Below are 21,884 nucleotides of genomic sequence, written 5' to 3' on the forward strand. Positions count from 1 at the left end.
GAGGTCACCGGCAGGGGTCAGACGTGTACGACGGTGACCTCGCCCAGGCCGAGGTCCTTGAGCGGTCCGGCAATTGACGCGGCGTCACCCACGAGCACGGTGACCAGCCGGTCCGGCGGGAAGGCGGCCACCACGGCGGCCGTGGCCTCGGCCGTGGTGGTCTCCGCGAGACGGCGGTAGACCTGGGCCTGGTAGTCGTCCGGCAGCTCCTGCTCCACCTGGTCGGCCAGGGTCGAGCAGACCGCCGAGGCGGTCTCGTAGCGCAGCGGGGCGACGCCGACGAGGTTCTGCACGGCGACGTCGCGCTCCTCGTCGGTGAGCCCCTCGTCGGCGAGGGTGCGCAGGATGGTCCAGGTGTCGGCGAGCGCGGGAGCCGTGGAGTCGGTGTCCACCGAGCCCGAGATCGCCAGCATGGCCCGGCCGGAGCCGTCCGCCGCCGAGCGCAGCGGCTGGGCGAAGGCCCTGACCCCGTAGGTGTAGCCCTTCTCCTCGCGCAGCACCCGGTCCAGCCGCGAGGTGAGGGTACCGCCGAGGCAGTAGGTGCCCAGGATCTGCGCCGCCCAGGAGGGGTCGTGCCGGTCCGGGCCGATCCGGCCGATCAGCAGCTGGGTCTGCACCGATCCGGGCCGGTCCACGATGATCACCCGGCCGCGGTCGTCCGCCGTGACCGGCTCCGGGACGGAGGGGGTGCCGGCGTCGCCGGTCCAGGCGCCGAGGGTGGCGGCGAGGACCGCGTCGAAGTCGACGGCCGCGAAGTCACCGACGATGACGGCGGTCGCGGTGGCCGGGCGGACGTGCGCCGCGTAGAAGTCGGCGACGGCGTCCCGGTCGATGCCCTTGACGGTGTCCGCGGTGCCGGCGCGCGGCCGGGAAATCCGGTCCGCCGCGTCGAACAGGCTTCCGTACAGGGCGAAGGCGGCCCGGCGGCCGGGGTTGGCGAGCTCGTGCACGATCTCGTCCAGCCGGTTGGCGACGACCCGCTCGATCTCGTCGGCCGGCAGCGCCGGCGCGCGGACCGCCTCGGCGAGCAGGGTGAGACCGCGCTCCAGGCGGGAGGCCGGGACCTCCAGCGACAGCCGCAGGCTGGTGTGGTCGGCGTGGGCGTCCAGGGTGGCCCCGGCACGCTCCAGCTCGCCCGCGAACTCCTCGGCGGTGAGGCTCTCGGTGCCCTCGGAGAAGGAGCGGGCCAGGATGGTGGCGACACCGTCCAGGCCGACCGGTTCCGCGGACAGCGGGGCGTCGAGCAGCAGGTCGACGGCGACCAGCTTCTGGCCGGGACGGTCGCAGCGCAGCACGGTGAGGCCGTTGGGCAGGGTGCTGCGGACCGGCGCGGGGAACGCCCAGGGGGTGGCCTCGCCGGGCTCGGGGCGCGGGTGGAACGTCATGGTGGGCGCGATGGTCATGCGGTCACGTCCTCGTCGGCGGCATCGTTCTCGGTCGGGTCGTTCTCGGTGGGGTCGTTCTCGGCGGGCTCGTAGGTCAGCACGGCCCGGTTCTCCGGGGTCAGATACCTGGCGGCGACGGCCCGCACCTCCTCCGCGGTGACGTCGAGGACCTTGGCCAGCGCCGTGTTCAGCAGCTTGGGGTCGCCGAACAGCACCGCGTAGCGGCACAGCTCGTCGGCGCGTCCGTGGACCGTGTCCAGGCTGTCCAGCCACTCGCGTTCGATCTGCGCCTGGGCACGCTCCAGCTCCTGCGGCGTCGGGCCCTCCGCGGCGAAGCGGGCGAGCTCCTCGTCCACGGCCGCCTCGACGTCCGTGATCGCGGCCTCGCCGGAGGTCTTGGCGTCCAGCCAGCCCAGCGAGGGCGCGCCGGACAGCCGCAGCAGGCCGAATCCCGCGGTGACGGCGGTGCGGTCGCGGCGGACCAGCCGGTTGTACAGCCGACTGGACTCGCCGGAGCCGAGGATGGTCAGGGCGAGGTCGGCGGCGTCGGCCTCCCGGGTGCCGTCCACCGGCAGCAGGTAGGCGGCCATCAGCGCCTGGGAGGGGACCTCCTCGACCAGGTGCTGGCGCAGCACCGCGCCGGGCTCGCGGCTGACGGTGCGTCCGTCCCGCGGCGGACGCTTGCCGTCGTGCGCGGGGATGCTGCCGAAGTACTTCTCGATCCAGGCGAGGGTCTGCTCGGGGTCGATGTCGCCCACCACGGACAGGACCGCGTTGTTGGGGGCGTAGTAGGTGCGGAAGAAGTCCTGCGCGTCGGCGAGGGTGGCCGCGTCCAGGTCCGCCATCGAGCCGATCGGGGTGTGGTGGTAGGGGTGACCGTCCGGGAAGGCCATGCCGACCAGGCGCTCGAAGGCGGTGCCGTAGGGCACGTTGTCGTAGCGCTGGCGGCGCTCGTTCTTCACCACCGCCCGCTGGTTGTCCAGGCCGGTCAGGTCCAGCGCGGAGAGCAGCGAGCCCATCCGGTCCGCCTCCAGCCACAGGGCCAGCTCGACCTGGTGGGCCGGCATGGTCTCGAAGTAGTTGGTCCGCTCGAAGCTCGTGGTGCCGTTGAGGGAGCCGCCGGCGCCCTGGACCAGCTCGAAGTGGCCGTTGCCGGGGACGGACGCGGAGCCCTGGAACATCAGGTGCTCGAACAGGTGCGCAAGACCGGTACGGCCCGCCACCTCGTGCCGCGATCCGACGTCGTACCAGAGGCACACGGCGGCGACCGGGGTGAGGTGGTCCTCGGAGAGCACGACCCGAAGCCCGTTGGCCAGGGTGTGTTCCGTGATGACGAATCCGTCGGTGGTGCTGGGGGCCGTGTTGGCCATCCGCTCCTCGTCCTTCCGGTCGCTGTCTTGTCTGGATCGGTTGCAGGTTGCTCGGGGGTCCATTGTGGTCCAACGCGCACCGGCCCCGAAGTGTGCTCCTGTTCGCTGCCAGCGTGGCCTCGGCGCGGCGCTGTCGGTAGCAGGGTCCACAATGGGGTCTGCCCGTACCGGAACAGAACTAGCAATTGGCAAGGGAGCCCCGCCGCGATGGCCCGCCGCAGTTCGCAGACCCCACCGCCCGAGGATTTCGAGGAGCGGATCCTCGACATCGATGTCGTGGACGAGATGCAGGGCTCCTTCCTGGAGTACGCCTACTCCGTGATCTACTCGCGCGCCCTGCCCGACGCGCGGGACGGACTGAAGCCCGTGCACCGCCGGGTGCTCTACCAGGCCAACGAGATGGGGCTGCGCCCCGATCGCTCCCATGTGAAGAGCGCCCGCGTGGTCGGCGAGGTGATGGGCCGGCTGCACCCGCACGGTGACGCCTCCATCTACGACACCCTGGTGCGGATGGCCCAGCCGTTCTCCATGCGGCTGCCGCTGATCGACGGTCACGGCAACTTCGGTTCGCTCGGCAACGACGACCCGCCGGCCGCCATGCGTTACACCGAGTCCCGGCTGACCGCCGCCTCGATGGCGATGGTGGAGTCGATCGACGAGGACACCGTCGACTTCAGCCCCAACTACGACGGCAGCGAGCAGGAGCCCGGCGTTCTCCCGTCGGCCTTCCCCAACCTGCTGGTGAACGGCGCGACCGGGATCGCGGTCGGCATGGCGACCAATATGCCGCCGCACAACCTCGGCGAGGTGGTGTCCGCCGCCCGGCATCTGATCCGGCATCCGAACGCCGACCTGGACGCGCTGATGCGCTTCATCCCCGGCCCCGACCTGCCGACCGGCGGCCGGATCGTGGGGCTGAGCGGGATCAGGGACGCCTACGAGAACGGCCGCGGCACCTTCAAGATCCGGGCCAAGGTGAGCGTCGAGGACGTCACCCCGCGCCGCAAGGGCCTGGTGGTGACCGAGCTTCCGTACAACGTCGGGCCCGAGAAGGTCATCGCCAAGATCAAGGACCTGGTCAACGCCAAGAAGCTCCAGGGCGTCTCCGACATCAAGGACCTGACGGACCGCTCGCACGGCCTGCGGCTGGTCATCGAGGTCAAGAACGGCTTCGTCCCCGAGGCGCTGCTGGAGCAGCTCTACCGGCTGACGCCGATGGAGGAGTCCTTCGGCATCAACAACGTTGCGCTGGTGGACGGACAGCCGCTGACGCTGGGTCTGAAGGAGCTGCTGGAGGTCTATGTCGACCACCGCTTCGAGGTGGTCAGGCGCCGCTCCGACTTCCGCCGCCGCAAGCGCCAGGAGCGGCTGCACCTGGTCGAGGGCCTGCTGGTGGCGCTGCTGGACATCGACGAGGTCATCGCGATCATCCGGGCCAGCGACAACACCGCGATGGCCAAGGAGCGCCTGATGGAGCGCTTCTCGCTGTCCGAGACGCAGACCGTCTACATCCTGGACACGCCGCTGCGCCGGCTCACCCGCTTCGACCAGGTCGAGCTGGAGGCCGAGCAGGACAAGCTGCACAACGAGATCCAGGCGCTGACCGAGATCCTGGAGTCGGACACGGTGCTGCGCAAGGTCGTCTCCGACGAGCTGGGGGCGGTGGCGAAGAAGTTCGGCACCGAGCGGCGCACCGTGCTGCTGGAGGCGGGAGCCGTGCAGACGGCGGCGGTGCCGCTGGAGGTCGCCGACGACCCGTGCCGGGTGCTGCTCTCCTCGACCGGGCTGCTGGCCCGCACCGCCGACGCCGTACAGACGGTCGACTCCGACAGCGGCCGGGCCAGGCATGACGTGATCGTCTCGGCCGTGGCCGCCACCGCGCGGGCCGACATCGGCGCGGTCACCACGGCGGGACGGGTGCTGCGGCTGCCGGTGATCGACCTGCCGGCGCTGCCGCCCAGCTCCACCGCGCCGACGCTGTCCGGCGGCGCCCCGGTCTCCGAGTTCCTGAAGCTGGACGCGGGCGAGCGGGTGCTGGCGCTGACCAGCCTGGACGAGTCCTCGCCCGGCCTCGCGCTCGGTACCGAGCAGGGCGTGGTCAAGCGGGTGGTGCCGGACTGGCCGGAGAACAAGGACGAGTTCGAGGTGATCGGCCTCAAGGACGGCGACCGGCTGATCGGCGCGGTCGAGCTGCGCACCGGCGAGGAGGATCTGGTGTTCATCAGCTCCGATGCCCAACTGCTGCGGTTCCAGGCCTCGCAGGTCCGTCCGCAGGGGCGGCCGGCCGGCGGCATGGCCGGGATCAAGCTGGCCGACGGCGCGAAGGTGCTCTCGTTCACGGCGGTGGACCCGTCCGGCGAGGGCGTGGTGGTGACGGTCGCGGGCTCCTCCTCCGACACCCTGGAGGGGCTGGGCGGCCTGGGCACCGCGAAGGCGACGCCGTTCGACCAGTACCCGCGCAAGGGGCGGGCCACCGGCGGGGTGCGCTGCCAGCGGTTCCTGAAGGGCGAGGACAAGCTGGTCCTCGCCTGGGCCGGCCCGACCCCCGCCCGCGCAGCCACCGCGAACGGCTCCCCCGCCGAGCTCCCCGGCCGCGACCCCCGCCGCGACGGCTCCGGCGTCCCGCTCGCCAAGGAGATCACGGCGGTGGCCGGCCCGGCATAGGGCTGGCGCCCGGCCCCGGTAGCGCGGGGCGCATTGCAGGGCGTACAGAGGCACGAATGAGGGGTGCGTCCGGGATTTCACCGTCCCTGACGCACCCCTCCGACGCACCGTCACCGGGGGTACCGGGAGCCAGGCATGGGCCGCTGAACTGGCGCGATGTCGCAGTTTCCGGCGCTCCCCCACGGGCATCCCAACCTATGGAGGCGGCCGGGTCGTACCCACCACCCGAACGCCCGTGGCCAGCCGGCCAGCGTTGCTCGGCAGTCACGCGTACATCCACCAGGCGTGTTGTGAGTTCCTGTTCCGCCGATCTTTACTCCGGCGCGCCCTGGCACGGATCGGGGGTTCTCCGTGGAAGGCACCGAGACGATGAAGGGAATGCTCTGGCGCTGCATCCGAGGGATCGCCATCGCTCTTGTTCTGCTGGCTGTGGTCATCGTGGCCTGTGTCGCACTGAGCGGCTGGATGAACCGCTCCGTGGAAGCCTTCTACGGCGGTACCGATCAGGCGCAGCGCCTCGGAACTATCGGGCAGTACTTCGACGCAGTGAGTGCTGTCTTCTCCGGACTGGCACTCCTGCTCGTTATCGGCACAGCGGCCATGCAACGTCGTGAGTTGTCCATACAGCGCCAGGAACTGAGCAAGTCCCATAGGGAGCTCCACCGCTCTGCGGAGGCCGACCTTCGGCGACTGCACATGGAACTGCTCAAGATGGCGATTGACGACCCGTCGCTAGCGGAGGTGTGGAGCAACTTCCGTGGCGAGGTCTCCCCGCAGCAGCGGCGCCAGTACCTATATGCAAACTTGATTTTTTCGCACCTCTTTCTCAACTACAAGCTGGAGATCTTCAGCGAGACCGAGATGCGCGCCTACCTTCGGGACATCACCACGAGTACCGTATTCAGGCAGTACTGGATTGCTGCTGAACCGGGGCGTAGGTTCTTGGCGGAGAGCTCGGCCGAGCACTACTTCGGCATACTCGTGGACGAGGCGATGGCCGCCGATCCGCCCGAACCACCGGACGGACTGTACGCCGCCTGAAGTACGGCCAGAATCACATGGCATCGTGGAGATTCACTCCAGCGCATGACATGAATCCGGCGTGTCGCCATCGACCGGCGGGCTAGGGTTGAGCCCTGCCCGATCGGACCGGCCGACCCGGGGTAGTCGCTCTTGCCCGCATGTGTGGGCGGACCCTTGGAGTCTTCAGTCCCGTGCATATCGTTCGCAGGATCGGAGCCACCCCTCGGCAACGCGGCAGCGTGAGCGGCAACAACTGTCCCGACATTTTCGAGCTGTCGGACGGGAACTTCGCGGTCATCGGCACGGAGATGACCGCGGAACTCGACGGCTTGCTGCCCGCGGACGCGTCCCGCGCCGACTACGAGAAGATCGTTGTCATCAGCCGGGACACCCTGCTGCGCGCGAAGGCTGATATCCCCGATACCTGACAGCTAGCCCCGCAGGGGGTTCGCCAACGGGGTGTAGGTCGAGTCGCCTCCGTCCGCGTCGGTCCAGCGCAGGAGCAGGTTGGTTTTGGCCGGGACGGACGGGGCGGCGAGCAGGGTGCGGACCTCGGGGTGGTCGGTGAAGCGTTGGAAGACCTTGCGCGCCTGCGGCCAGAGTTCGTCGGCCGCGGCAGGGCAGCGTTCTGCCACCGCTCCGGCGATCTCCAGCAGATGGTTCGTCACCAGGCAGTAGACCAGCCGCTCCCAGCCGTACCCCGCGTCCACTCCGGGCGTGGGGACGGCAGGACCCATGCTCGCCAGCAGTTCGGCGTGCTGCTCCGTCAGGAGCTTCACCCCCTCGTGGTCGCGGAACACCGCACGGCTCGGCATCCCGTCCGCGTCCATCGCCACCAGGACGTTCTGCAGATGGCACTCCAGTACCACCCCGTGCTGGAAGAACGCATGCAGCACCGGCGGCACCACCCGCTCCACATACCGCCGCCACCACTCGACAGCCCGCGGCATCGCCGCGGCCAGCGGACTGCCGTCGAAGCCCTCGCTGAGCCCCGCCGAGAGCAGCGGCCGCGCCCCCGCGCCGAACCCTTCCCGGACCAGTACCGCGTATGCCTCGTAGGCGTCCTCGCCGCCGACCCCCGCCGTGCGGTACCCGCTGTCGGCCAGCATGGACGCCCCGGCCGGGGCGTCGGCGAAGGCCTTGGCCACCACCTCGTCCACCGGTGCCAGCCAGCGCAGGTCGCGCAGCCACAGGCGGCGGATGTCATTGGTGATCCGGACGTCCAGGCTGAACTTCAGCGACAGGTCGGCCTCCGGCAGATAGACCGTGCGGACCGACGAAGTCGCCCAGGCCAGCTCACCGGTCACGCCGAGGTCGATCAACCGTCCGTCCCGCTCGGCCGGGTGATCACCGATCAGCTGCAGCTGCCAGGGGTGGGCCGGGAGCACCCGGTAGCCCTCCGGCGCCCGCTCGCCCCAGAGCGCGTCGACCGCGCCGGTGTCGCCCTCGCCCGCCAGCAGGTCCTCGCGCACTCCGAGCAGCCTCAGCGGGAAGACCGCGTACGCCTCCGGCGCGAACGGCAGCCACTCCGCCGGCGGGCCGCCGCCCCGGGTCTTGGCTGCCGGGTGGTAGCGGTGTCCGGCGACCAGCGCCTGCTCGGAGCGGAGATACAGGTCGTCGGCGGGCCGCGCCGCCGCGCGGGCGGTGAGCAGCGCGGCGACGACGTCCCTGCTGTCGCGGATCTCGGCGGCGAGTGTGGTGTTCCGCACACCGGTCCGGGCCTCCAGCTCCCGCTCGGTCACCGCGATCAGCCCGGCGAGATCCAGCGGCTGCCGGCCCCCCGCCGTCCGCAGTTCGGGCGCGGAGGGCCAGCGGCCGGGTGCGACACGCACCACCGCACCGCTCGCGGGGAGCAGCAGCGCCCCGTCGTCGGCGCTCTGCGCCAACTCCCTGACCAGGCAGTTCAACAGCCCGGTCAGGGCCACCAGATCAGCCGTCCCCATACGTTCACCCTTTCAAGAGCTGCGGCCCCGTCCTGAGCTGGGGTATGACCTAGTCTCATGCATTCCGAACCGCGTCCGCTGGAAACCTCCTTCGCCGCCGAACTGCGCCAGGTCCGGCCCGGGCTCGTCGCCCCGTACCGGGAGGCACTGCCCGGTGCGCGGGCCGCCGTGCTGGCGCGGCTGTGGCGCTCGCTGTGCTTCGAGGACCTGCCCGGTCTGGACCGGCGCAGGCTGCGCGGACCCGCGGTGCGGCCCTATGACGTAGGAGCGCCCAAGGACGAGCTGACCGTGTGGGCGGACGGCACGGAGTACTCCCATCCGGCGGCCCTGTTCGCGGCGCTCGGCGTGCCCGGCAGCGCCGGGCTGATCGCGGAGCTCGATCACAGCACGGCCTCGCTCGCCCTGTCGCGGGCCGGGGCCGCCCTGTCCGACCCCGCCGAACCACCAGCAGCCCACGCCGTCGGCGGCCTGGTCGCCGCCGAGCAGAGCATCGTCGACGGCCATCCCTACCACCCCTGCTGCCGCAGCCGTCCAGGTCTCACCGTGGCCGACCAGCTGGCGTACGCGCCCGAGCACCACCCCGTGGTCGGCCTGCGGCTGCTCGCGCTCCCCGCCGCGCGCTGCACGGTCGTGGGCGACTGGCCCGAGGCGCTCAGGGACGGCGGGGGCCGACTGCTGCTGCCGGTCCACCCGTGGCAGGCCCGGGAAGCGCTGCCGGGCCTCGGCCTGCGGGTGGAGCCGGACACCGAGCTGCCGGCCCATCCGCTGCTGTCCCTGCGGACCCTCGCCCCCACGGACGGCGGCGCGCACATCAAGACGGCACTGTCCCTGCGGATGACCTCGTCGGTGCGGGACATCTCCGGCGGCTCGGTAGTCGACAGCGCCCGGCTGTCCGCGCTCTTGGAGGAGGTGACCGGACGCCTGGACGGTCGGTTGACGATCTCGCGCAACCTGGCCGCGGCGGGCGTCCTGGTCGACGGAGCGCTCAGCCCCGCTCTCGCCGTGATGCTGCGGGAGTCCCCCGAGCTGCGGGCCGGCCCTTACGAGCGGGTGGTGCCGGTGGCGGCGCTGACCGTACCGCCGCACGAACCGGTGGCCTGGCTGCGCTCCCTCGCCCGGCTGCTCTGGCCGCCGTTGCTGCGGCTGCTCGCCTGGGGCGTGGCACTGGAGGCGCACGGGCAGAACCTGCTGGTGGTCCTCGACCCGGAGGGGCGGCCGCTGCGCCTGGTCTACCGGGACCTCGCGGACATACGCCTGAGTCCGCTGCGGCTGGCCGGCATCGGCGTGAGCACCGCCGGCCTGGGGGCGCGGATCCTGGACGACGATCCGGTGACGCTGCGCCGCAAGCTCTACGGATCCGTGGTCGGCGGCAGCCTCAGCACCCTGGTGGCGGCCTTCGGCGGCGCTGACCGCCGGGTGGAGGCGGCGCTGTGGTCCGCAGTGGCCGAGGAGGCCGAGCGGGCCGCCGACGTCCTGTCCCCGGAGGACCGGCGCGCACTTCTGGAGCAACCGCTCCAGGTGAAGGCGCTGTGCCGGATGCGCCTGGCCGGAGGCCCTGCCGGCGACCAGTGGACCTCGCTGCCCAACCCCCTGCTGTAAGCCGTAAGAGTTCTTGTAGCGAGAAATCGACGTTGGTAAGGCTACCCTTGCCAGCGTGAGTACCTGCGCCACCCTTTCCAGGGAACTGGCTGAGCCCCTGAGCGGCACCGCCGCCATCGGGGCCACCTGGCTGCTGCTCGAGCAGCCGGGCCCCTGGGGTGCCCGGGCGCTGACGGAAAGCCATCTGGACCCCGGACTCGGGCGGGCCCTGGAGGCGCGGGCCGAGGGAACCGGGCTGCGGATCGCGCTGATCCGTCGCCCCGGCCGGCACGCCGACGCCCCGCCCACGCCGTCCCGGCAGGTGTACCTGGCGCACACCCGTCCCGGCCGCTCCTGGGTCCGCACCCTGACCGTCGACGACCCGGCCGAACTGCTCGCGCTGGACTTCGCCGCCCTCGCCGCAGGCGAGCACGGCGACGTCGGCAGTGCCTTTGGGGGCGACCCGCTCGCTCTGGTGTGCACCAACGGGCGCCGGGACCGCTGCTGCGCCCTGCTGGGCCGGCCGCTCGCCGCCGAACTCGCCGCCGGCGGCCATGCGCAGGTCTGGGAGGTCACCCACCTCGGCGGCCACCGCTTCTCGCCCACCATGCTGGTACTGCCGTACGGGTACGCCTACGGCCGGATGTCCGCCCACGTCGCCAAGGAGATCCTGGAGGCCGCCAGGGACGGCCGGATGGTGCCGGAATGGTGCCGCGGCCGCTCCTTCTGGGAGCGTCCCGGCCAGGCCGCCGAGCTGGCGGTCCGCGAGGCGATCGGCGAAGACGACGCCGAGGCCCTGACGGTCACTCAGCACCAGCTGGCCGAGGACCTCTGGTCCGTTTCGGTGGCCCATCTGAACGGGTGGCGCTGGCAGGTCCAGGTCCGCCGCACCGAGGCCGGGCCGGCCCGTGCCGAGAGCTGCCTGGCCTTTCCGACCTGCCCCGACCGCTTCGAGGCCACCCTGCTCACGGCGGATCCACAGTCGGGTTCCGGTCGCGACCGATCCGAACCAGCCACAGAACCGGCCCGCTAGGAGCTACGCTGGAAGAGCCCTCGGGTGCGCCTCCCCCGTCGCACCCGAGGGTCTCACTCTGCCCGGCGGCGCCGCCCGGCTGCGGCTCAGACCGCGCCGGCCCCCGTCAGCGCCCGCACCTCCAACTCCGCGTAGGCGTCCGGGTCGGCACGGCTGCCCGAGGTGACGGTTCCCAGCCAGCCGAAGAAGAAGCCGCAGGGGATCGAGACGATCCCGGGGTTCTGCAGCGGGAACCAGTGGAAGTCGACTCCGGGGAAGATCGCCGCCGGGCTGCCGGAGACCACTGGTGAGAAGACCACCAGCACCAGGGCCGGAACCAGCCCGCCGTAGATGGCCCAGGTGGCGCCGCGGGTGGTGAAGCGCCGCCAGAAGAGGTTGAAGAGCAGCGCCGGGAGGTTGGCCGAGGCCGCCACCGCGAAGGCGATGCCGACCAGGAAGGCCACGTTCAGCTTCTGCGCGAACAGGCTGAGCACGATGGCCACCACGCCGAGCACCACCGCGGCGATCCTGGCCACGACCACCTCCTGGTGCTCGGTGGGCTGCTCCTCGTCCTGGTGCCGGAAGGCCCTCGCCCACAGGTCATGGGCGAACGCCGCCGACGAGGCCAGGGTGAGGCCGGCGACCACGGCCAGGATGGTGGCGAAGGCCACCGCCGAGGTCAGCGCGAAGAGCACCGCGCCGCCGTTGCTGCCGCTGCCGCCGCCCAGCACCTCGGACAGCAGCGGCACCGCCGTGTTGCCCGCCTCGTTGGACGCCCGGATCGCCGAGGCGCCGACCAGCGCCGAGGCGCCGAGGCCCAGCACGATGGTCATCAGGTAGAACGCACCGACGAGCCCGATCGCCCACATCGCCGAACGCCGCGCGGCCCGCGCCGTCGGCACCGTGTAGAACCTGGCCAGGATGTGCGGCAGACCACCGGTGCCCAGGACCAGGGCGATGCCCAGGCTGACGAAGTCGAGCCGGTTGGTGGCGCTCCCGCCGTACTTCAGGCCCGGTGAGAGGTAGCGGTCGCCGAACCCGCTGCCGGAGGCGGCGGAGCTGGCCAGCGAGCCCAGGTCGCCGTGGAAGCGGACCACCACCAGCACGCAGAGCAGCAGGGTGCCCGACAGCAGCAGGACGCATTTGACGATCTGGATCCAGGTGGTCGCCTTCATCCCGCCGACCGTCACATAGATCACCATCAGCGCGCCGACCCCGACGATGGTCCACCCCCTGGCCTGCCCCGAGTGCAGCCCCAGCAGCAGTGACACCAGGCTGCCGGCCCCCACCATCTGCGCCAGCAGGTAGAACAGCGACACCACGACCGAGGAGATCCCGGACGCCGCGCGCACCGGCCGCTGCCGCATCCGCATCGCCAGCACGTCGCCGATGGTGTAGCGGCCGCAGTTGCGGACCAGTTCGGCGACCAGCATCAGGACGACCAGCCAGGCCACCAGGAAGCCGATGGTGTACAGCAGCCCGTCGTAGCCGTAGAGCGCGATCAGACCGGTGACGCCCAGGAAGGAGGCGGCCGACATGTAGTCGCCGGCGATGGCGAAACCGTTCTGCAGAGGACTGAAGTCGCGGCCCCCCGCGTAGAAGTCCTCGGCCGCGCGGCTGCGGCGGCCGGCCCAGGCGGTGATGGCCAGGGTGACCACCACGACACCGACGAACAGGCCGATGGCCAGCGTGTGATGACTTCCCCCGGCGGCTGCCGCAGTGGTGGAGTCCATGGGCTGCTCCCCTCGTGAGGACCTCATCGGAGCCGGTCCTGGGTCTCCCAGCGCAGGCCGAGCGCCAATCGGTCCCGCCGGTCGCGGGCATGCCGGGCATAGAGCCAGGTGATCAGGAAGGTCGAGCCGAACTGCAGCAGCCCGAGTGCCCAGGCGACCGTGAACGGGCCGGCGAGCTGATGCGCCATCAGCCCGGGCAGGGTCACCGCGGCGACGATGTAGGCGAGGTACCAGGCCAGGAAGGCCGCACAGGCCGGGAAGACGAACCGGCGGTACTCGCGGCGGACCTCCTGGAACTCCTCACCGGCCTGGACGTGCCGGTAGACCTCGGCGGCCCGGGGAGCCCGCTCGGGCGCCTCGGGGAGGGGCTCGCGGAACGTTTCAGCGGGCTCAGCCTCCCCCACAGCCACCCCCCTGGCCACCTCCGGATCGATCGGAGCATCAAGCCCCGGCGGCGGTGCAGGCGGCGCCTGCACGGGGATCTCCGGCACGGGCATTTCCCGCACGGGGGTCGTCCGCTCGGGCACCGCCTGCTCCGGTGCCGCCCCGGCCCTCGGCCGCGCGGCCGGCGCCGCCCACCAGTCGAACCCGCCGGCGCCGCCCGGCCGACCGTTCCGCTCTTCAGCCGGCGCCTCGGCGGAGTGCGCCTCCGGCGGCGGTACCGGTTCCCGGTGTCTCAACAACTGTGCTCCCGCGTCGATGGAGTGACGGGGCCCCCACATTCCCCTCCCGTCTCCCCCAGCATGCTGAGCGACGGGCTCCGACGTGGTCCGGTGTGCGGACGTTCACCCCATCAGGTGATGCGACAGCTAACCGTGCGAGAGGCCGTGCCGATAGGCGTAGCCGACCGCCTGGGCCCGGTCCCTGACGCCGGTCTTGGCGAAGAGGTTGTTGATATGGGTCTTGACCGTAGCCATGCTGACGAACAGTCGGGCCGCGATCTCGGTGTTGGACAGCCCGTCGGCGATCAGCCCGAGCACCTCCGCCTCGCGCGCCGTGAGCCCGTCCGGCAGCGCCGACGGGACACCAGGGGCGGGCGTCGGGACCGGGTCGGCGGCAGCCGCGGACGGCGCGGCGAACCGCTCCAGCAGGCGGCGCTGGATCCGGGGCGAGAGCCCGGCGGCTCCGCCCCGGACATCGGTGATGGCCCGGGCGATCTCCTCGGCCCCGGCGTCCTTGGTGAGATACCCGCGGGCGCCCGCCTGCAGTGCGGGGAACAGCGAGTCGTCGTCCGCGTACGTGGTCAGCACGACCACCTCGGTGGAGGGTTGGGCGGCCCGGATCCGACGGGTGGCCTCGACGCCGTCGCAGCGCGGCATCCGCAGGTCCATCAGCACCACGTCCGGCAGGTGCGCGGCGGCCAGTGCCACTGCCTCCTCGCCGTCCCCGGCGGCCCCCACCACCTCGATCCCGGGCAGCAGCCCGAGCAGCATCACGATCCCCTCGCGGACGACCTTCTGATCGTCCGCCACCAGCACCCGCACCACAGAGTCGCTCATCGCTCCACCCTAGGGTCCCTAGGGAGCGGGCACGCTCAGAAGGACCTTGAAGCCGACTCCATCAGGCCCGGCCTGCAGCGATCCGCCGAGCAGCTCGGCCCGCTCGCGCATCCCCAGCAGGCCCAGCCCGCTGCCGCTCCGGGTCAGTTCGGCGGCGTCGGGGCCGGACCGCCGGCCCGTTCCCGCACCGTTGCGCACCTCCAGCTCGACGCTGCCGTCCAGGTACGCCAGCCGGATCGCGCAGGGCGCACCCGGGGCGTGCTTACGGACATTGGTCAGCGCCTCCTGCGCCGTGCGCCGCACCGCGACGCCGGCCTCCGCACCCAGCGGACGGACGAGTCCCTCGATCGCCACGGTCGCCCCGTCGGCCTCCGCCAGCGTCTTCAGGAACTCCGCCACCGGCACGAACTCCCCGCGCAGCGCGGACAGCGCCTGCTTGGTCCCGGCGAGCCCGTCCTGAGCCATCCGCCGGGCGGCGACGATGCGTTCGCGCAGCTGTGCCCGGTCCGCACCCGCGTCCAGCATCACCCGGGCCGCCTCCAGATGGACCAGCTGCGCCGAGAGGCTGTGCGCCAGCACGTCGTGGATCTCCCTGGCGATCCTGGCCCGCTCGGCCAGCGCCGCCGACTCGGCCTCGGCGGCCCGCGCCGCCCGCTCCTGCACCAGCAGCCGCTGGGTTCCGACCCTGGCCTCCCAGTCCACCCTGGTGACGTAGCCGAGAGCGCCCAGTCCCGCCACGGTGGCGGCATTGCCCAGGCTCTGCACCGAGGCCGGCGCGAGCAGCATGAACACCAGCGTGCCCAGCGACGCCGCCGGCAGCGCCACGATCAGCGGGAGGCGCTGCACCGAGCCGAGCGCGATCGCGCACATCAGCAGGATGCCGAGCGCCTCTCCCCCGTTCACCACCACGAGCAGGGCCTGGGCGAAGACCACGGCCAGCCACAGCAGGGACGGCGTCAGCCGCTGCACCCTGCTGCACCGCAGGAAGCGCCAGAACCCGAACGTACCCACCGCGGCGACCGCTGCCACCGTCCAGGTGTGCGCGGCGTCGCGGTGCTCCTCGGCGAAGGTCACCCACAGCGCCGCCCCGATCCCTAGGCACCGGCCCAGGTAGGAGTACCAGAGCCGGGCACGGGTCCGGCCCTCCCGGTTCAACGCCTCCCGGGAGGGCCACTCGGTCCAGTCGTCCACGCCGTTTCCGTCCGCCGTCCGTCAGGCCGTCATCCCCATCAGGCCGTCAGCCCACCGCAGGGACACCGTACGACGGGCCCGTCTCCCGTGCCCTCCAGCTGACCACGGCGGTACGCACCAGCAGCACGGCGGCCAGCGAGAGCAGCAGCACGCCCTGTCCCTGGACCACACCCATCGCGCTGCCGATCGCATAGAGCGCGATCCTGGCGATGATCATGCCCACCCAGGCGAACCCGGTGGCGGCGGTGCCCTTGGCCCAGACCGCGCCGGAGTCATCCCGCCAGACCCTGGTGGTGAAGCCCCAGGCGAAGCCCATGGCGACCTCCAGCAGGATGCTGACCACCAGCAGGGCCACCGAGGTGCTGCGGTGGGCATGGTCGATCAGGTTGTGGTCCCTGAGGGCCAGGACGGCCAGGACCGCAGGAATGACCAGCATCCTCCTGCTGTCGCCGGCGATCCGCCGGGCCCGGAACTGTCGGGCGACGATGTAGACCACAACCACGACGGCCAGGGCGACGTTCGCGGTGCTTCCCATGATCTGCTCCGGATTTCGAGGGTTTCGAGGGGTTACTGAAGACGCTCTCGAAGGTACGGATCGGCACGGTTCAGGGGCTCGGAGCAGGGGTGGAAGCGAGGATGGAGAAGGCCCTCCACCCGAGGGTGGAGGGCCGGTCCCGGCGCAGGCGGGGTCAGACGTCGATGCGCGAGCGGTCCAGCAGCGCCGCCGAGTCCACGATGAACTGCTTGCGGGGCGCGACGTCGTTGCCCATCAGCAGGTCGAAGACCTTCTCGGCCGCCTCCAGGTCGCCGACGTTGATCCGGCGCAGGGTGCGGTGCCGCGGGTCCAGGGTGGTCTCCGCCAGCTGGTCGGCGTCCATCTCACCGAGGCCCTTGTAGCGCTGCACCGGCTCCTTCCAGCGCTGCCCCTTGCGCTGGAGTTCCAGCAGGGTGTTCCGCAGCTCGCTGTCGGAGTAGGTGTAGAGGTACTTCTCCTGGCCCTTGCGCGGGCTGGTCAGCTCGATCCGGTGCAGCGGCGGCACCGCCGAGAACACCCGCCCCGCCTCGACCATCGGCCGCATGTACCGCTGGAACAGGGTGAGCAGCAGGATCCGGATGTGGGCGCCGTCGACGTCGGCGTCGGCGAGCAGCACGATCTTCCCGTAGCGGGCCTGGTCGATGTCGAAGGTCCGGCCCGAGCCGGCTCCTATGACCTGGATGATCGCGGCACACTCGGCGTTCTTCAGCATGTCCGAGACGGACGCCTTCTGAACGTTGAGGATCTTGCCGCGGATCGGCAGCAGCGCCTGGAACTCGGAGTTGCGGGCCAGCTTGGCGGTGCCGAGCGCCGAGTCGCCCTCGACGATGAACAGTTCGCTGCGGTCGACGTCGTCGCTGCGGCAGTCGGCGAGCTTGGCCGGCAGCGAGCTGGTCTCCAGAGCCGTCTTGCGGCGCTGCGCCTCCTTGTGCTGCCGGGCGGCGACCCGGGTGCGGGCGGCGGCGACGACCTTCTCCATCACCGCTCGGGCCTGGGCTTTGTCGTCGCGCTTGGTGGAGGTGAGGAAGTTCTTGAGCTCCTTGGCGACGACCGCTGCGACGATCCTGGTCGCGGCGGAGGTGCCCAGCACCTCCTTGGTCTGACCCTCGAACTGCGGCTCGGCCAGCCGGACGGTGATGACCGCGGTCAGGCCCTCGGTCGCGTCGTCCTTGGTGATGTCGTCCTCGGCGACCCGCAGCAGCTTGGCCGAACGCAGCGCCTCACCCAGGGTCTTGGTGAGCGACCGTTCGAATCCGGCCACATGGGTGCCGCCCTTGGGGGTGGCGATGATGTTGACGAAGGAGCGCTGGGTGGTGTCGTAGCCGGTGCCCCACCGCAGCGCGATGTCCACGCCGAGCTCGCGGGTGACCTCGGTGGCGGTCATGTGGCCGACCTCGTCCAGGACCGGCACGGTCTCCTTGAAGCTGCCGGTGCCCTGGAGCCGCAGGGTGTCGCAGACGGCCTTGTCGGGGGCCAGGTAGTCGCAGAACTCGGCGATGCCGCCGTCGAAGCGGAAGGTCTGCTCGTCGGTGGGGGCGCCGTCCAGGGCCCGGTCGTCACGGACCACGATGGTCAGGCCGGGGACCAGGAAGGCGGTCTGCCGGGCCCGGGCGTGCAGGTTGTCCAGCGAGAGCCGGGCGTCCTTGAGGAAGATCTGCCGGTCGGCCCAGTAGCGGACCCGGGTGCCGGTACGGCCGCGCGGGGCCTTCTTCGCCTTGGTCAGGCCGCCGCTCGAACCCGAGGCGGCGGTGAAGTCCGAGTCCGGGCCCTCGCCCGCGAAACTACCGGGGGTGCCGCGGCGGAAGCTGATGGCGTGGGTGTGACCGCCGCGGTCGACCTCGACGTCCAGGCGCGCGGAGAGCGCGTTGACCACGGAGGCGCCGACGCCGTGCAGACCGCCGGAGGCGGCGTAGGAGCCGCCGCCGAACTTCCCGCCGGCGTGCAGTTTGGTCATCACGACCTCGACGCCGGACAGCCCCGTCTTGGGCTCGACGTCGACCGGGATGCCGCGGCCGTTGTCGCGCACCTCGACCGAGTTGTCGGCGTGCAGGAAGACGTCGATCCGGTCGCAGTGGCCGGCCAGCGCCTCGTCGACCGCGTTGTCGATGATCTCCCAGAGGCAGTGCATCAGGCCGCGGCTGTCGGTGGACCCGATGTACATGCCGGGGCGCTTGCGGACCGCCTCCAGGCCTTCGAGGACAAGGAGGTGCCGCGCGGTGTAGGAACCGTCGGTGGCGGAGCTCCCGCCGGCGCTGAGGGCGGCGGTCTGCACGGTTGTTTCGGCGGTCACGCGCTACTACTCCGGTCTCTCGATGCGGTGGCTTGGTCGGTCCGTCGGTCCGTCGCTACGCGGAGCGCGAACACGGGCCCTTTTCCTGGCCCCCTTGCGGGGGGCCGGTGCACCATGGCGTCAATGCTGCCGGGATGCAGGCTACCGGTGTGTGGGCTGGGGCTTCTGCTCCGACCTGCTCCCGGCTTATGCTACGCGCACCCCGTACGGTCGGTCGCACAGGCGTTCGATATCCCGCACGAGTGACGCGCATGCCATAGTCGGCAGCAGGCATGAACCAAGGGAGCGCGGGGCACGTCCTCTCCAACAAGAGAAAATCCCCGAGGCTCCAAGGAGAGAAGCGGCAGCGACATCGCGGTCACCGCCGTCTCCCCTCCCCCCGCCCCTTCCGGCGGGGGATCCCCTTCCCGGCTCAACGGCCGGGCCGACCCGCAGCCGGATGTCACAAAAGAAAAGCCGCAAGCGGGAACGTTTTCGGCCTGGTTGGATGTTGACCCTGGTACGACAGCTCGTCGAGCTAGAGAAGAGGCGACGTGACTACAGTTCTGACCCCCGCGAGCCCGCTGACCGCAGCTGACCGTTGCGACCGGTGCGGCGCCCAGGCCTACCTGCGCGTCGTGCTGGCATCCGGCGGCGAGCTGCTCTTCTGCGCTCACCACGGCCGCAAGTTCGAGCCGGAGTTGAAGAAGATCGCAGCCGAGATACAGGACGAGACCGGCCGGCTGACGGCCGCACCGTCGTCCCCGGGCGAAGAGGATCACTGAGGCGCTCCACCGGGCTGCGTCCAAGGCAGCCTTGACGACGAGCTGAACAGCGAACGAGGGCCGGGTCGCGACCGAGAGGTCGCGGCCCGGCCCTCTGCGTGACCAGCGAAAGGTGACGCATATCACATGCTGTCAGTTCACAGTGCGTCAGGTCACAGCTGCCCGCGCACTGCGTCGGCCATCGCGGCGACTCGGGTGTAGACCCCCGGGTGCCCGGCCTCCGCACAGCCGGTCCCCCAGGACACCAGCCCCACCAGTCGCCCGGCGACCACCAGCGGGCCCCCGCTGTCGCCCTGGCAGGCGTCACGGCCGCCGCGGGCCTGCTCGCCCGCGCACACCATGGTGCTCGCCTGGAAGGCGCCGTTGGGACCGCCGGGATAGTCCCGCGCACAGGTGGAGTCGGCGATCATCGGCACCTGGACCGAGTGCAGGGTCATCGGATAGCGCCCGTCGCCCCGGGTGTCGCCCCAGCCGTAGACGGTAGCTGCCGTCCCCGGCGCATAGGGCGCCGTGGCGCCCTGGTCCACCAGCGGGAGCACCGCGCGGTCCGGCTGGGGCACCGCGAGGGTGAGCACCGCCACGTCCCACATGTTGCTGGTCATCGAGTAGTCGGGGTCGACCCAGACCTGGGAGACGGCCACCTCGGAACCGGCCGAGGTGGAGAGGTCGGTACGACCGACGATGACCTTGAGGTCGGGCCGGTCCGCGGGCCGCATCGTCGACTCGTCGTACAGGCAGTGCGCCGCGGTGACCACCTTGGTCGGGGAGACCAGGGTCCCTCCGCAGAACTGTCCCGAGCGGTAGTCGCCGTAGACCGACCGGCTGCCCAGGGCCACCATCCAGGGCTCCTGCTGGGTGCTGGCCCCGGTGCCGCCGATGATCCGCAACTGCTGCCCCTGCGCCAGCGCCGGAGTACTGGTCGCCACCGGCACCGGCAGCGCCGCCAGCAGCACCAGCAGCGCCCTGCGTCCCCTGCGTCGCGCCGCCGCCCCCGTCGTACCGACTGCCTCCGCCGTACGCCTCTTGCCCGCCACCCGTCGCCCTTCGCCGCTTCCGCACCCCTGCGCACATGCGCATGGCTGCGACCCAGCGTATTGCCATGGTCACCCTGGGTGCCCGGTCGGCGCGCACGAAGACGGCGGGCACATCCCTTCGAGGGATGACGCCCGCCGCCGGTACCGCTGCTTGTCGCCTGCTGTCTGTCGCCTGCCGCCCGCTAGTCCAGGTAGTCGCGCAGTACCTGGGAGCGGGAGGGGTGGCGCAGCTTGGACATGGTCTTGGACTCGATCTGGCGGATCCGCTCGCGGGTGACGCCGTAGACCTTGCCGATCTCGTCCAGGGTCTTCGGCTGGCCGTCGGTCAGCCCGAAGCGCATCGAGACCACGCCGGCCTCGCGCTCGCTCAGGGTGTCCAGCACCGAGTGCAGCTGCTCCTGGAGCAGGGTGAAGCTGACCGCGTCGGCCGGGACCACGGCCTCGGAGTCCTCGATCAGGTCGCCGAACTCGCTGTCGCCGTCCTCGCCGAGGGGGGTGTGCAGCGAGATGGGCTCGCGGCCGTACTTCTGGACCTCGACGACCTTCTCCGGGGTCATGTCGAGTTCCTTGGCCAGCTCCTCCGGGGTGGGCTCGCGGCCCAGGTCCTGGAGCATCTGGCGCTGCACCCGGGCGAGCTTGTTGATGACCTCGACCATGTGCACCGGGATGCGGATGGTGCGGGCCTGGTCGGCCATGGCCCGGGTGATCGCCTGCCGGATCCACCAGGTGGCGTAGGTGGAGAACTTGTAGCCCTTGGTGTAGTCGAACTTCTCAACGGCGCGGATCAGACCCAGGTTGCCCTCCTGGATCAGGTCCAGGAACAGCATGCCGCGGCCGGTGTAGCGCTTGGCCAGCGAGACCACGAGTCGGAGGTTGGCCTCCAGCAGGTGGTTCTTGGCGCGGCGACCGTCCTCGGCGATGATCTCCAGCTCGCGCTTGAGCTTGGGGGCCAGCTTGTCGGCGGCGGCCAACTTGTCCTCGGCGAAGAGGCCGGCCTCGATCCGCTTGGCGAGCTCGACCTCCTGCTCGGCGTTGAGCAGCGGGACCTTGCCGATCTGCTTGAGGTAGTCCTTGACCGGGTCCGCGGTGGCGCCGGCGACCGCGACCTGCTGCGCCGGGGCATCGTCCTCGTCGTCGTCGGAGAGGGTGAAGCCCTGCGACTCCTCCTCGCCCTCGACCGGCTCGCCGTCGGTCTTGGCCGGTGCCGCGTCCTCGGCCGTCTCGTCCTCGGCGCCGGGGTCCTCGTCGGACTTGGCCTTGCCTGCGGCGGTCTTCTTCGCGGCGGTCTTCTTGGCCGGTGCGGCCTTCTTGGCGACAGCCTTCTTCGCCGGGGCCGCCTTCTTGGCGGGAGCGGCCTCCAGAACGGGTGCTGCCTCGTCGAGGTCGTCGACCGTGCCCGCCGGAACCACCACGGCAGCGGCCGGGGCCGGGGTCACGGCGGCGGCACGCGGTGCCGCCGCCCGGGTCGTGGGAGCGGGAGCCGCGGCCGGAGTGCGCGTAGGCACCGCCCTGGTCGCGGTCGCCTTCGTCGCTGTGCTCTTCGCCGCGACGCTCTTGCGGGGGCGCTTGGGGGCGGACGACTCCGCCGCGCTCACCATCAGCGTCACACCCTCCTCATCGAGGACCTGGTTGAGGCTGCGCATGACGTTCTTCCACTTGGTGACCGGAATCTGGTCCACCTCGAAGGCGTGGCGCACGTCATCGCCGGCGATCTGCCCCTGTGCCTTACCCCGCTCGATGAGTGCCATCAGCGCGGTGGACTCGGCGATTTCGGGGGGGAGCGAACGGGATGTGCTGGCCGACACGAACAACCTCTCGGACGTGAGTGAACAGAAACCGACCTGTGGAGGCCGGATTCTGGTA

At 71.3% G+C, this 21,884-nt stretch carries 17 protein-coding genes; 6 read left to right on the plus strand and 11 right to left on the minus strand.

The genetic code is table 11. From position 1 onward, the window contains the following. Nucleotides 1-17: 17 nt before the first annotated feature. Both ABH941_RS33265 and ABH941_RS33270 read right to left on the minus strand, forming a co-directional pair. On the minus strand, nucleotides 18-1,403 hold the full coding sequence (locus tag ABH941_RS33265; protein ID WP_370133326.1) for a M16 family metallopeptidase: 1,386 nt from the start codon (nucleotides 1,401-1,403) through the stop codon (nucleotides 18-20). Further along, nucleotides 1,400-2,755 carry a M16 family metallopeptidase gene (locus ABH941_RS33270; RefSeq protein WP_370133328.1) on the minus strand — a complete coding sequence of 452 codons (1,356 nt, stop codon included), beginning with the start codon at nucleotides 2,753-2,755 and terminating at the stop codon, nucleotides 1,400-1,402. Before ABH941_RS33270 ends, ABH941_RS33265 begins: the two co-directional genes overlap by 4 nt. Before the next feature lie 207 nt (nucleotides 2,756-2,962). Between ABH941_RS33270 and ABH941_RS33275 the strand changes: the two genes are divergently transcribed. The 3 genes from ABH941_RS33275 (at nucleotide 2,963) to ABH941_RS33285 (ending at nucleotide 6,870) form a co-directional block, all read left to right on the plus strand. Then, nucleotides 2,963-5,419, plus strand: coding sequence for a DNA topoisomerase (ATP-hydrolyzing) subunit A (locus ABH941_RS33275; protein ID WP_370133329.1), 2,457 nt, complete (start codon nucleotides 2,963-2,965; stop codon nucleotides 5,417-5,419). A gap of 351 nt (nucleotides 5,420-5,770) precedes the next feature. Beyond that, nucleotides 5,771-6,460 carry a DUF6082 family protein gene (locus ABH941_RS33280; protein ID WP_370133330.1) on the plus strand — a complete coding sequence of 230 codons (690 nt, stop codon included), beginning with the start codon at nucleotides 5,771-5,773 and terminating at the stop codon, nucleotides 6,458-6,460. A 173-nt stretch (nucleotides 6,461-6,633) separates the two neighbouring features. Continuing rightward, nucleotides 6,634-6,870 (plus strand): hypothetical protein, encoded by a 237-nt coding sequence (locus tag ABH941_RS33285; RefSeq protein WP_370133331.1) that lies wholly within the window; start codon nucleotides 6,634-6,636, stop codon nucleotides 6,868-6,870. Between the two features lie 3 nt (nucleotides 6,871-6,873). Here the strand turns inward: ABH941_RS33285 and ABH941_RS33290 are convergent, their stop codons facing one another. After that, a complete protein-coding gene (locus ABH941_RS33290; protein WP_370133332.1) occupies nucleotides 6,874-8,385 on the minus strand; it encodes an IucA/IucC family siderophore biosynthesis protein in 1,512 nt (503 codons plus the stop codon). A 57-nt stretch (nucleotides 8,386-8,442) separates the two neighbouring features. Here ABH941_RS33290 and ABH941_RS33295 point away from each other — a divergent pair, with 57 nt between their 5' ends. Both ABH941_RS33295 and ABH941_RS33300 read left to right on the plus strand, forming a co-directional pair. Beyond that, nucleotides 8,443-9,984 (plus strand): IucA/IucC family protein, encoded by a 1,542-nt coding sequence (locus ABH941_RS33295; RefSeq protein WP_370133333.1) that lies wholly within the window; start codon nucleotides 8,443-8,445, stop codon nucleotides 9,982-9,984. Nucleotides 9,985-10,039: 55 nt separating this feature from the next. Continuing rightward, nucleotides 10,040-10,996 (plus strand): sucrase ferredoxin, encoded by a 957-nt coding sequence (locus ABH941_RS33300; RefSeq protein WP_370133335.1) that lies wholly within the window; start codon nucleotides 10,040-10,042, stop codon nucleotides 10,994-10,996. Nucleotides 10,997-11,082: 86 nt separating this feature from the next. Here ABH941_RS33300 and ABH941_RS33305 read toward each other — a convergent pair whose 3' ends face one another. From ABH941_RS33305 to ABH941_RS33330, 6 genes are all read right to left on the minus strand, one after another. Next, a complete protein-coding gene (locus ABH941_RS33305) occupies nucleotides 11,083-12,708 on the minus strand; it encodes a cation acetate symporter (RefSeq protein ID WP_370133337.1) in 1,626 nt (541 codons plus the stop codon). 23 nt (nucleotides 12,709-12,731) lie between these two features. Next, nucleotides 12,732-13,205: a DUF485 domain-containing protein gene (locus ABH941_RS33310; RefSeq protein ID WP_370133435.1), complete on the minus strand. Its 474-nt coding sequence runs from the start codon at nucleotides 13,203-13,205 to the stop codon at nucleotides 12,732-12,734. A gap of 312 nt (nucleotides 13,206-13,517) precedes the next feature. Next, complete coding sequence (locus ABH941_RS33315) at nucleotides 13,518-14,207, minus strand: response regulator (protein ID WP_370133338.1); 690 nt, start codon at nucleotides 14,205-14,207, stop codon at nucleotides 13,518-13,520. Between the two features lie 18 nt (nucleotides 14,208-14,225). Then, complete coding sequence (locus ABH941_RS33320; protein WP_370133339.1) at nucleotides 14,226-15,398, minus strand: sensor histidine kinase; 1,173 nt, start codon at nucleotides 15,396-15,398, stop codon at nucleotides 14,226-14,228. 46 nt (nucleotides 15,399-15,444) lie between these two features. Beyond that, a complete protein-coding gene (locus ABH941_RS33325) occupies nucleotides 15,445-15,933 on the minus strand; it encodes a DUF1453 domain-containing protein (RefSeq protein ID WP_370133340.1) in 489 nt (162 codons plus the stop codon). A gap of 154 nt (nucleotides 15,934-16,087) precedes the next feature. Beyond that, nucleotides 16,088-18,223: a type IIA DNA topoisomerase subunit B gene (locus tag ABH941_RS33330; RefSeq protein ID WP_370133341.1), complete on the minus strand. Its 2,136-nt coding sequence runs from the start codon at nucleotides 18,221-18,223 to the stop codon at nucleotides 16,088-16,090. A 533-nt stretch (nucleotides 18,224-18,756) separates the two neighbouring features. Here ABH941_RS33330 and ABH941_RS33335 point away from each other — a divergent pair. Then, nucleotides 18,757-18,987, plus strand: a complete 231-nt coding sequence (locus ABH941_RS33335; RefSeq protein ID WP_134000113.1) for a hypothetical protein — start codon at nucleotides 18,757-18,759, stop codon at nucleotides 18,985-18,987. A 152-nt stretch (nucleotides 18,988-19,139) separates the two neighbouring features. Here ABH941_RS33335 and ABH941_RS33340 read toward each other — a convergent pair whose 3' ends face one another. Continuing rightward, nucleotides 19,140-20,021, minus strand: a complete 882-nt coding sequence (locus ABH941_RS33340; RefSeq protein WP_370133342.1) for a trypsin-like serine protease — start codon at nucleotides 20,019-20,021, stop codon at nucleotides 19,140-19,142. A 182-nt stretch (nucleotides 20,022-20,203) separates the two neighbouring features. Continuing rightward, nucleotides 20,204-21,826 carry an RNA polymerase sigma factor gene (locus ABH941_RS33345; RefSeq protein ID WP_370133343.1) on the minus strand — a complete coding sequence of 541 codons (1,623 nt, stop codon included), beginning with the start codon at nucleotides 21,824-21,826 and terminating at the stop codon, nucleotides 20,204-20,206. Nucleotides 21,827-21,884 lie beyond the last annotated feature (58 nt).

It is taken from the genome of Streptacidiphilus sp. EB103A (genome assembly GCF_041261405.1).
In the GTDB taxonomy this organism is placed as follows: Bacteria; Actinomycetota; Actinomycetes; order Streptomycetales; family Streptomycetaceae; genus Streptacidiphilus.

Excerpts from the sequence above, each read along its gene's own strand:
- ABH941_RS33265 (WP_370133326.1), bottom strand. The coding sequence starts at position 1,403 with ATGACCATCGCGCCCACCATGACGTTCCACCCGCGCCCCGAGCCCGGC.
- ABH941_RS33270 (WP_370133328.1), bottom strand. The coding sequence starts at position 2,755 with ATGGCCAACACGGCCCCCAGCACCACCGACGGATTCGTCATCACGGAA.
- ABH941_RS33275 (WP_370133329.1), top strand. The coding sequence starts at position 2,963 with ATGGCCCGCCGCAGTTCGCAGACCCCACCGCCCGAGGATTTCGAGGAG.
- ABH941_RS33290 (WP_370133332.1), bottom strand. The coding sequence starts at position 8,385 with ATGGGGACGGCTGATCTGGTGGCCCTGACCGGGCTGTTGAACTGCCTG.
- ABH941_RS33295 (WP_370133333.1), top strand. The coding sequence starts at position 8,443 with ATGCATTCCGAACCGCGTCCGCTGGAAACCTCCTTCGCCGCCGAACTG.
- ABH941_RS33305 (WP_370133337.1), bottom strand. The coding sequence starts at position 12,708 with ATGGACTCCACCACTGCGGCAGCCGCCGGGGGAAGTCATCACACGCTG.
- ABH941_RS33310 (WP_370133435.1), bottom strand. The coding sequence starts at position 13,205 with ATGCCCGTGCCGGAGATCCCCGTGCAGGCGCCGCCTGCACCGCCGCCG.
- ABH941_RS33315 (WP_370133338.1), bottom strand. The coding sequence starts at position 14,207 with ATGAGCGACTCTGTGGTGCGGGTGCTGGTGGCGGACGATCAGAAGGTC.
- ABH941_RS33325 (WP_370133340.1), bottom strand. The coding sequence starts at position 15,933 with ATGGGAAGCACCGCGAACGTCGCCCTGGCCGTCGTGGTTGTGGTCTAC.